Source organism: Photobacterium makurazakiensis (genome assembly GCF_050336715.1).
Classification (GTDB): domain Bacteria; phylum Pseudomonadota; class Gammaproteobacteria; order Enterobacterales; family Vibrionaceae; genus Photobacterium; species Photobacterium makurazakiensis.
The window spans coordinates 1-10,276 of record NZ_JAKJSJ010000107.1; the positions used below are offsets into that span (position 1 = coordinate 1).

Below are 10,276 nucleotides of genomic sequence, written 5' to 3' on the forward strand. Positions count from 1 at the left end.
CTCCACAACTATCAAAATGAGACCACAAGAACTCAACAAATCTATCAAAATGATATTTTCCCATTTAAATTCATAATCTTGTAAACCCTCTTATTTAAAGTTATTTTATTTACAAATGGTTTTGTTCGTTTTGTGAACAGATAGACAATGATTTTAAAAAGGCTCGTGTAATATTGAAATTTATCGAACTTTATTATCGTCACTTAGTTTTCACAAAAGGTGAATTACGTCTCTCTAATTACAAAGCTGTTGAATAACTTTCAGGGATTCGTATTCCATTGGTCTACGCTAACGACCAATTAGCTTGCCTATATACATGGAGAAGTAGTTTATGTCTTTATCGTTTCAACCTGATAATCAGCAGAATAAATTTCCACAATACCCAGGTTTAGATACCGTTATTCATGGAAATGGGGCTGTGGCACATGTAATGGATCATGTTTGTGGGGGTGTAATTGGATATCCAATTACACCCTCTACCGAGATATCGGAATTATATGAGGCATTCCGAGCACAAGGTGGATGTAATGTTTGGGGACAGCACCCTTTTTTCTTTGAGCCTGAAGGTGAACATTCGGCACAAAGTGGTGCATTAGGCGCTGCTTTAACCGGTGGTAAATACATATCTAATGCTTCTTCTAGCCAAGGTATTCTCTACGCTTTGGAATCTCATTATGTAACGGTGGGTAAAAAAGCCGCAGGCTTCGTTCTTCATGTTGCAGCTCGCTCTGTCTCTCGCCATTCATTAAATGTAATGGCTGGCCATGACGATGTTTACGCATTACTTTCTGCTGGGTACACCACTCTATTTGCCAGCAACGCCCAAGAAGCCGCTGATTTGGCAGCCATATCCTATCGGGTAAGTGCACTTTCTCTCATTCCCGTTGCCAACACGATGGATGGTTTTGCGACCAGCCATATTCAAAGTGAAGTGAAACTTCCAGAACCTGAACTGTTAAAAGCCTACTTGGGTGATCCTACCGATCGTATTCCTGCGCCAACTGAAGCCCAGCGAATGCTCTATGGTGCTAAAGGGCGAGTATGGCAACTGAAGCAATTCATTGAAAAATACCAAGACCAGTTTTGGCCAGAGCAACTAAATGACTTAAACGTCTACCTTTCTCAAAATTCTATACAGCTAGAACAAGACAGCAACGGCGATTACATCGCTGAAACCACAGAATTTCTTCCTGAAGGATTACAAAAGAAATGGCGACGTGCATGGTTAAATGCTTATGAAAAAGACAGTCGCCAACGTGTACCAGCATTAGTCGATACTCATAACCCAGGACTAACGGGTGGCGTACAAAATCAACCCGATTATCAGGCAGGTATTGTTGACCACCGCACACACTTCATGAGCGATGTTCCACAATTTATCGAACAAGCCATGCAAGAATTTGCGCAATTAACAGGTCGTAAGTATGAGCCTGTTATGGAGTTCATGTGCAACGATGCTGACTATGTTCTACTTGGTTTAGGCTCTGTTACCGATGATGCAGAAGCGGTTGCCAGCTATATGCGTATGCAAGGCCATAAAGTTGGGGTTATTTCAGTTAAACAGCTGCACCCCTTCCCTGAAGCACAATTGGTAGAAAAACTTGCGGGTAAGAAATCAGTTACGATTCTGGAGCGCTGTGATGAAACACGCCTGACAGAACGTGTGGTTCATGCTTTATTTAAGGCCACTGAAAACAACATTGCAATACGCCATAAGGGCATTATGCCGCTCAGCCATCTTCCGCAAATTAGCACTGGTATCTTTGGTTTAGGTGGACATGATCTACAGCCTCGCCACCTTATTGCCGCATTTGAAAACATGCTAAGCGAAAGCAGTAAACCATTCTTCTACTTGGGTACCCAGTTCTTTGATCTTCAAGCATCTGGCCAGCTAAACGAGATACAACAACGCCTTCGCCAAGCGTACCCTGACACCGAGTTAATGGCGTTAGAGACAGGCGAAAACCCGCAACTGCTTCCAGACAGTGCCATGAGAATCCGTTTCCACTCGGTAGGTGGCTACGGCACTATTGCAACAGGAAAGCTGCTGACTGATATTCTCTCTGGCGCATTGGACCTACATTCTAAATCCATGCCTAAATACGGTTCTGAAAAAAGTGGTGCCCCAACCAACTTTTTCATTACCCTGTCGCCAGAGCCTATCAAGATCACCAATGCCGAGCTTCAACAAGTTGAGGTTGTATTATCTCCAGATCACAAAGTATTTATGCATACTAACCCTCTGGCTGGGCTTGCTAAAAATGGTACGTTCATACTGCAAACTCACCATACGCCTGAGCAGGTATGGCTTGAGATACCTGAAAGTGCCCGTCAATACATTCGAAATAACAACATCGACTTCTATATTGTTGATGCCTTCGATGTCGCTCGTAAGCATGCACCCGCCCCTGAACTCGAAATCAGGATGATGGGTATCGCCTTTATCGGTGCGTTATGTGGGCATGCAAAACAAGTCATTCATGATGCCGATGCTCAACAAATGCTAGAACGCATTGAACGGCAGATTAATTATAAGTTTGGTGCCAAAGGCGAGAAAGTCGTTGCAGGTAATATGGCCGTTATTCGCGATGGTATGCTAGCAACTCAAGAAGTCAGCTATGCCAATTTCACCAACGAGAAGGCCATTGAAGCAGCAATAACATCGAAGCAAAGTGACAAACCAAGCAAGGCAAGTTGTGGGCTATTCGATCAAGAATACTTCGATAACATTGCTGGAAAGAATTACGCGGATGGCTCAATTGGCGAAGCTCCTGTCATTCCGGGCTCGGGTATGTTCATGCCGCCAGCAAGTGCCATAACAAAAGATAAAGGCATATTCCGGTTAAATGTACCGAAGTTCAATGCGGATAAATGTACTGGCTGCATGGAATGTACAATAGCCTGTCCAGACGGTGCCATCCCAAATGCGGTTCATGAGCTGCACGATATATTAAACACAGCAATAAACAAACTCTCTATACCACCAGCACAACTCGACCTAGTAAAAGCACAAGTTCCCTCTATTTCTGATGGCATTCGTCATCAATACAGGAATACAGTTAAGGGTGAATCACTGACTTTACACCATGTCATGTCGCGTGTTGTCGATAGCATGACATTCACCAACCCAGCATTACAGCAGTACTTAGCGCATGTATGTGTATTACTAGAGACTATGCCATTGAGTCGCACCAAGCCTTTCTTTGATGCGATGGAAAAGACCGTACCGGGCTCTGGTGGCTTATTTAGTGTGGCTGTTGACCCAAGTAAATGTAGCGGCTGTATGGAATGTGTTGATGTTTGTGGGCCTAAAGCACTTGAGAAAGTTCGCCAAACCACCGAACTCAATACGCAAATGCATCAGCTCTTTGACACATTTGCAGGTATGCCTAACACACCAATTCGTTTTATCGAGCAGGCAACAGACTCAACTGGGGAAGCAAAGCGCTTACTGCTTGACCGCGATAATTACTATGCCATGAGCTCAGGCCACGGTGCATGCCGTGGCTGTGGTGAGGTAACCGCATTACGCTTAGTAACGTCGATAAACCGTGCTTTGCAACAACAACGGTATGATGCACACATCGAACAATTAGAACGCTTGATTGAACGACTAGAAGCGAAGGTAGAAAGCCTGATCGTAGATGAAAGCGATCCATCACGTGTTGAGCGAATTCAACAAACAATTGCCACACTGGATAAGCGTCTGTTCCACTTTGAGCATGGCCCGACCGGAAATGGGCCTTCCAGTGCTCTCATTGCGAATGCGACAGGATGCAGCAGCGTCTATGCTTCAACCTTCCCATCCAACCCATATAACGACCCATGGGTAAATAGTCTGTTCCAAGATACCCCAGCTGTTGCTAAGGGGCTGTTTGAAGGGGAAGTCGCCAACCAACTTACCCATATTAAGGCAATCCGAAGCGCTAAGTTAGATGTTGATGATCTATATGATCCACAAGTTCATGACGCGCAGCTACGTTACCTTGAGTGGGTGCACCTTTCAGAGCAAGAACTGGCACTATTACCGACCATATTCAGCATTGGCGGTGATGGGGCGACTTATGATATTGGCTTTGGTGCACTATCACGCTTGCTCACAACATCAACTCCAATAAAAGTCGTCGTACTGAATACTGGTAGCTACTCCAACACGGGTGGTCAAGCATCTACTTCTAGCTACACCGCGCAAGATTCAGATCTAAGCCGTGTTGGCAAGGCGCATAGCGGTAAACAAGAGTCTCGTAAAGAGCTCGGTATTATTGCCACGTTCCACCCGAAAGTCATGGTGGTGCAAACCTCAACAGCACTGCAAGGGCATTTCATGTCGAGCTTGATGGAATATTTAAACTATCAAGACTCCCCTGCACTGTTTGATGTCTATACCCCGTGCATGGGTGAACATGGTATCGCCGACGATGCGAGTACTCGTCATTCACGGTTAGCAGTTGAAAGCCGAATGAGTCCAGTGTTTGTGCATGATCCGCGTAAAGGCGAAACATTGGCGCAGCGCTTCTCGCTCGATGGCAACCCAGAACTACAGCACGATTGGGCAACGCAAACCATTACCTTCACCGACAGTGACGGTATAACGCAGCTAAAACAAGTACCGTTCACACCTGCTGATTTTGCGCTGTATGAAGGACGCTTCAAGAAACACTTCAACACAGCCGACACGGCAAAGAAATTGATAGAAGTTGCCGATTACATCACGCTTAACCCATCAGACCGGTTAGAAGCGACACCGTTTATCTGGTCAACAGACAAACAGCACCGATTAATCCAATTGAGCGTGTCTGATTCGATTATTGCACTCACCGAAGAGCGACTACAAAATTGGCGGATGTTGCAATACATCAGTGGTCTACATATCACTCAAATAGAACAAGGTTACCAGCAGCAAATCGACCAGTGGAAACAGCGCTACGAGCAAGCGGTTGAGGAAAAAGAGCAAGCCATTGATAGTATCGCAAACGGCCTTGCTGAGCTGGCTATGACAGCTGGCAGTTTCTCACCAGAGCAAACCATACCGGTTACACAATTAGAAGTAGCTCAATCAGTCGCAACAGACAGCACTTCTTCGTTGAAACAGCCACTAGTATCCATCTCAGAAGAAGAGCAAGGCGAATGTACCGATTGTAAAACCTGCTATCAGCAACTCGGTGAGTTATTTGAAAAAACCACCATTGTCGATAACGGTATAGCAAAGGTGGTAAGCCGCGTTATTCCTGGCTCTCTCGATAACATTGCGGTTACCGATGAGTTGCTCAGCCGTGCTTCTCGTATTGCAGATGAATGTGATGCTGAAATCATCCACTTCAATGCACCTGCTGCAGCGGAGGTATAATCATGGCAATAACCTTATCGCAATCACAGCGCGATTTATTGATGCAACGGATGGAGCAAAACCCGCAACGCTTCCAGAAAATGATCATTGAAGATAGCCAACAGGCTATCCGTCAAAGCCTTAAACAAGGAAAGCTCAATGCCTCATTTACTGAAAAACTATGGGAATTGCTACTGGCAAACAATGCACTGAGTATCGCGCTACAACGCTATTTATGGCGTATCCCGCTTAAACAGAAACGCGCCTTCATTCAAGGGTTAGATCAGCATTTATCTGATCGCTACCCAATGTTTAAAGGCTTATCTGATGGCTGGCCGGGGAAAAACAATATTCCCCCTTATGTCCGTCCAGCAGAAGAACGGCGCAAAGACTTCGACCTCGTGAGCCAAGGTTACCTTGGCTACATGGGGCTAGGTTACAGTTTACGTGAAGTAGAGCTTTTCGTTTGGCTCGAAGTAATACGGGATAAACAATGTGAAGATCGTCCCTGTGAAATCGGTGTCCCTCGCTGTGATGAAAAAGGTGAGATCACCGGTGAAAATGATGGTGGCTGCCCAGTAAAGATTCACATTCCACAAGCGCTTAACCTAATGGGAGAAGGTAAGTTTAAAGCTGCCTTCGAACTGATCCGCGATGCCAACCCGCTGCCAAATGTTACTGGCCGGGTTTGTCCTCAAGAACTTCAGTGCCAAGGCGTATGTACTCATAATGAGCGCCCTATCGAAATTGGTCAGCTTGAGTGGTTCTTACCGCAAAGGGAGCGAGAGCTTGCGAATGATACACCCAGTGAGATCACTACACCGAATCCTTGGGCAGTCGCAACAAAACCGCCAGTTGCCATCGTTGGCTCAGGTCCTTCGGGGTTGATAAATGCCTATCTGTTGGCCAAATCTGGTTACCCTGTCACTATATTTGAAGCTTTCCACGCTTTAGGTGGTGTACTTCGCTATGGTATTCCGGAGTTCCGCCTACCCAACCAGCTAATCGATGATGTCGTTGCCAAAATCAAAACGCTGGGTGGCCGTTTCGTGACCAACTATATTGTGGGTAAAACAGCGGCGTTTGCTGACTTAAAACGTGCAGGCTTTGCTCGTGTATTTGTCGGAACTGGCGCCGGTTTACCTCGTTTTATGAATGTGCCAGGCGAACACCTTCTCAATATTATGTCAGCCAACGAGTTTCTAACTCGGGTTAACCTAATGCATGCCAATGAATCCGATTACGAAACCCCGCTTCCGGAAGTTAAAGGAAAAGAAGTAATCGTCATCGGGGGTGGTAACACCGCAATGGACGCAGCTCGTACAGCCTGCCGTTTGGGGGCAAATGTCACCATTGTATATCGCCGTACCCAGCAAGAAATGCCAGCGCGAGTAGAAGAACTGCATCACGCTTTGGAAGAAGGGATCAAGCTAAAAGAGTTACGTTCACCTTGTGACTTTCATGGTGATAAACACCATATTGTTACCAGTGCAACACTCGATATCATGGCATTAGGCGAGCCAGATTCCTCTGGTCGTCGCCGTCCAAAATCAACAGGACAAACCGAACTGATGCCGGTTGATTTAACCATCATGGCGCTTGGTAATAGCTCCAACCCTATCGTTAAAGATGCAGAGCCAGATCTAGAAACCTCAAGATGGGGAACGTTACTCTTGAATAAAGGCTCTCAGGAAACGTCATTGAGTGGGATCTATAGTGGTGGTGATGCAACCCGTGGCGGCTCGACGGCCATAAAAGCCGCAGGAGATGGACAAGCAGCCGCGCGAGAAATTATGAAGAACTTGGATTTCAACCCTAAAGAGGTCCAAAACTTAGTCGAGCAAGCAAGCCGTTATACCGATTTAGGCCAGACACCACCTGAAATTGTTAAACGTCGTCAGTTAACTGAAGAAATTGTCGAGTTCACGATTAAGGCTCCATTTATCGCCCAGTCGGCCAAAGCAGGTCAATTTGTACGTGTGCTTGCTGATGATAAAGGTGAGCTAATCCCGTTAACACTTGCCGATTGGAATGCTAAAGAGGGAACGATCGATCTAGTTATTCAAGGATTAGGCTCTAGCTCAAAACTCATGAACCTGATGCAAGAAGGTGATTGTTTCGCTGCTATCGCAGGACCACTAGGTCAACCAAGTCATGTGGTAAAGCACCCCGAAAATCATCGTGTGATCTTCACCGCCGGCGGTGTGGGACTACCAGCCGTGCACCCTATCATGCGTGCTCAGCTTGAAATGGGCAACAAAGTCACCCTTATCACTGGGTTCAGAAGTGCCGACCATTGCTTCTGGACAGAAGAAGGTGATCGTGTTGAAACGTTACGCCATCAGTTCCCTGATCTGTTGGATGTTATTTACACCAGTAACGATGGCAGTTTCGGTATCCAAGGCTTTGTTACCGTTCCACTCGAAGAGTACTTAATCAAACATCACGAAGCCGTTGGTGATCCTATTGCAGAGGTGATAACGATTGGTCCTCCAATGATGATGCGTGCGGTCAGTGATTTAACACTGACTTATGAGGTTGCATGTGTCGCTAGCCTTAATTCTATTATGGTCGATGCAACCGGGATGTGCGGTGCGTGCATGGTGCCAGTGATGGAAAATGGCAAACTGATACGCAAACACGCATGTATTGATGGCCCTGAGATCAACAGCCATATCATCGACTGGGATAAGTTCTTACCAAGATTTAATCAATTTAAACCGCAAGAGCATCAGAGCCAGATTGAACATAAATTAATTGATGCTTAAACGTGGTTTCCACCTAATAGTTACATAAGATAAATAGGAAAAAGATACATAAAGTAAAATAGCTAACTCTGCTGTAACCAACCTTTCATTAATGGAAGATTGATGACAAAAGAGTTAGCTATCACCCCAGTCCACTTTCTCGCTTAAATCAGTATCGATAATTTTTAAGTGTCGAGTACTTTAACTTCGCCGTATGGCGGCTTGGGCGATCATAACCATAAATGTCTTCTCGCATCTGAAGTTGATTGTTTTCATCAACCCAAGCAGTAACATACGTTACATCAACATCTATTCGCCTCGGTAACGAAATAGTATCGGTTTGCCGATTACTCACTAGCTGATCATACGAGCGCCAGCTCGGCCGCTGTTGATAATCCAATATATATGAAGCAAGCTCTGCCGCTTTCTCAACCCTTACACACCCTGAACTTAAATTACGTTTGGTTTTATTAAATAAGCCACGGGACGGCGTATCATGTAAATACACTGAATAGTCATTAGGCATGAGAAACTTAACATTGCCTAGCGCATTTTTAGGTCCAGGCCCTTGCATAAACTCGTATGGAAAGGTTTCTGGGTTAACATTGCTCCATTCAACGAGTTCTGCTGACAATTCACTACGGTCACGCCAGCTTCTGATCATTTTTAAGTTTTTCTTTTCAAGGTAATCAGGCGATGCTTTTATGCCCGGTATGACATCTTTTTTCTTGATGGTTTCAGGTACATTCCAACGTGGATTGACAACCATCGTATTGAGTGATGAAGAGAATAAATTGGTCGGCCGTGCTGTACGCCCTACAATCACTTTTGATTCAAATACCACTTGCTCATGGTGGGTGATCTGTAATTGATAATCAGGAATATTGACTTTAATACGCGGCCTATCTCCCCCGCTTCTCCCCAGCTGACTGCGCTGTAAGTTAAGAGCAATTAATCGAGAGACTTCTTTATAAGGTAGCGACAATTGATACATTGTCGCGGGCCCTAGAATACCGTCACTCTCTAAGCCGTTACGCGCTTGAAATTGCCGTATAGCTTGATTAACCAATCCACTATTTACAATCTCGGCGTGCAATTTAAGCCAGTCAAAGTCTTCAGCGCTCAAGTCACCGTAATTATACAGTACATCCAATAATGCTTGCCCATTTGGAATAACCTGATCATGTTTAACCAATTTTTTTGATGTTATCTCGTAGCTGTGTGCAGGTAAGCGGTTAAAGGTATCAGCTAAAGCGATAGAGCGTTTTAATTGAGTATGTTGCTCGGAGTTGCTCAGCAAATTATAAAAAAGAGCCTCTTTCGTCAGCTTAAGTGAGTCAACAGCTGAACTTTCCACCGTAGAGGCAGGCTTTAATTCTTGGTGACGAAAAAGCAGACTTGGCGAGTCGGCTATCTGCTGCTGAAAAGACAAGTACACAAGATAAGAATCTGTCGCGAGAATATCGTAGCCACGTTGATCTCGCTTGGCTTTTAAACGACTCAACTCGCTAATCCTTTGAGTAACACCAGAAGCAATACCTGAATACGATAGCGTTTTAAGTCGAAGAATTAAGGATTCTTGTAATTCTGGCGCTGTCCATAAAGGTAAGTAATCATTTTCTTTATATATTTTGTCTAACTCATGATCAAAGCAAGTTTTTCCTGTGGCTTGGTAACATAACTGTCCATTACTTGCCAAAGGCTGATCAATAAGCCCAAAATCCAATTGAGTAGGAATGCTCGAATCGTTTGCTGCTGCACTAAAGGAGCAACAAAGAATGGTTAATAAACCTAATGTTTTAACCTGTATGCAGTTTCGCTTAGACATCGTAAACTACCTTGCAACTAAAAAACGATCCCATCCATGCAATGACCGGCTACTAACACGAGTATCCATTGTCCCGATTACGTTGTTTCTTTACCCTATTAGTTTTAGTCAAAAAATTGACAAAAGAACAGATTAAACAGTGTCTCAAAGTCTAAACACTCCCTATAATTATAAATAAAGCGGCCAATATTCAATATATTAAAGACGACTAATATGACGACAAAAAAACACTCTCTTTACAGATTGAAAATCTCCTAATCACAATRAAGACATATAACTCGACAAGTTTGAACTCAAGCATACAATTTCCATTATGGAAATCTATCTAGTCATTATTTTCACTTCAAGAAATTCAATACATCCCGTATCTTATAA

General features: G+C 44.5%; 3 protein-coding genes. 2 read left to right on the top strand and 1 reads right to left on the bottom strand.

Features of this window, described 5'->3' with window-relative positions:
* The first annotated feature begins 331 nt into the window (after nt 1–331).
* Together L4D09_RS27980 and L4D09_RS27985 are read left to right on the top strand one after the other, a co-directional pair.
* Nucleotides 332–5,347, top strand: a complete 5,016-nt coding sequence (locus L4D09_RS27980; RefSeq protein ID WP_428460819.1) for a 2-oxoacid:acceptor oxidoreductase family protein — start codon at nt 332–334, stop codon at nt 5,345–5,347.
* 2 nt (nt 5,348–5,349) lie between these two features.
* Complete coding sequence (locus tag L4D09_RS27985; protein ID WP_428460820.1) at nt 5,350–8,094, top strand: sulfide/dihydroorotate dehydrogenase-like FAD/NAD-binding protein; 2,745 nt, start codon at nt 5,350–5,352, stop codon at nt 8,092–8,094.
* A gap of 148 nt (nt 8,095–8,242) precedes the next feature.
* On the opposite strand, the gene L4D09_RS27990 is transcribed toward L4D09_RS27985, so the two are convergent.
* Nucleotides 8,243–9,901, bottom strand: coding sequence for a L,D-transpeptidase family protein (locus L4D09_RS27990; RefSeq protein WP_428460821.1), 1,659 nt, complete (start codon nt 9,899–9,901; stop codon nt 8,243–8,245).
* Nucleotides 9,902–10,276: the final 375 nt, after the last annotated feature.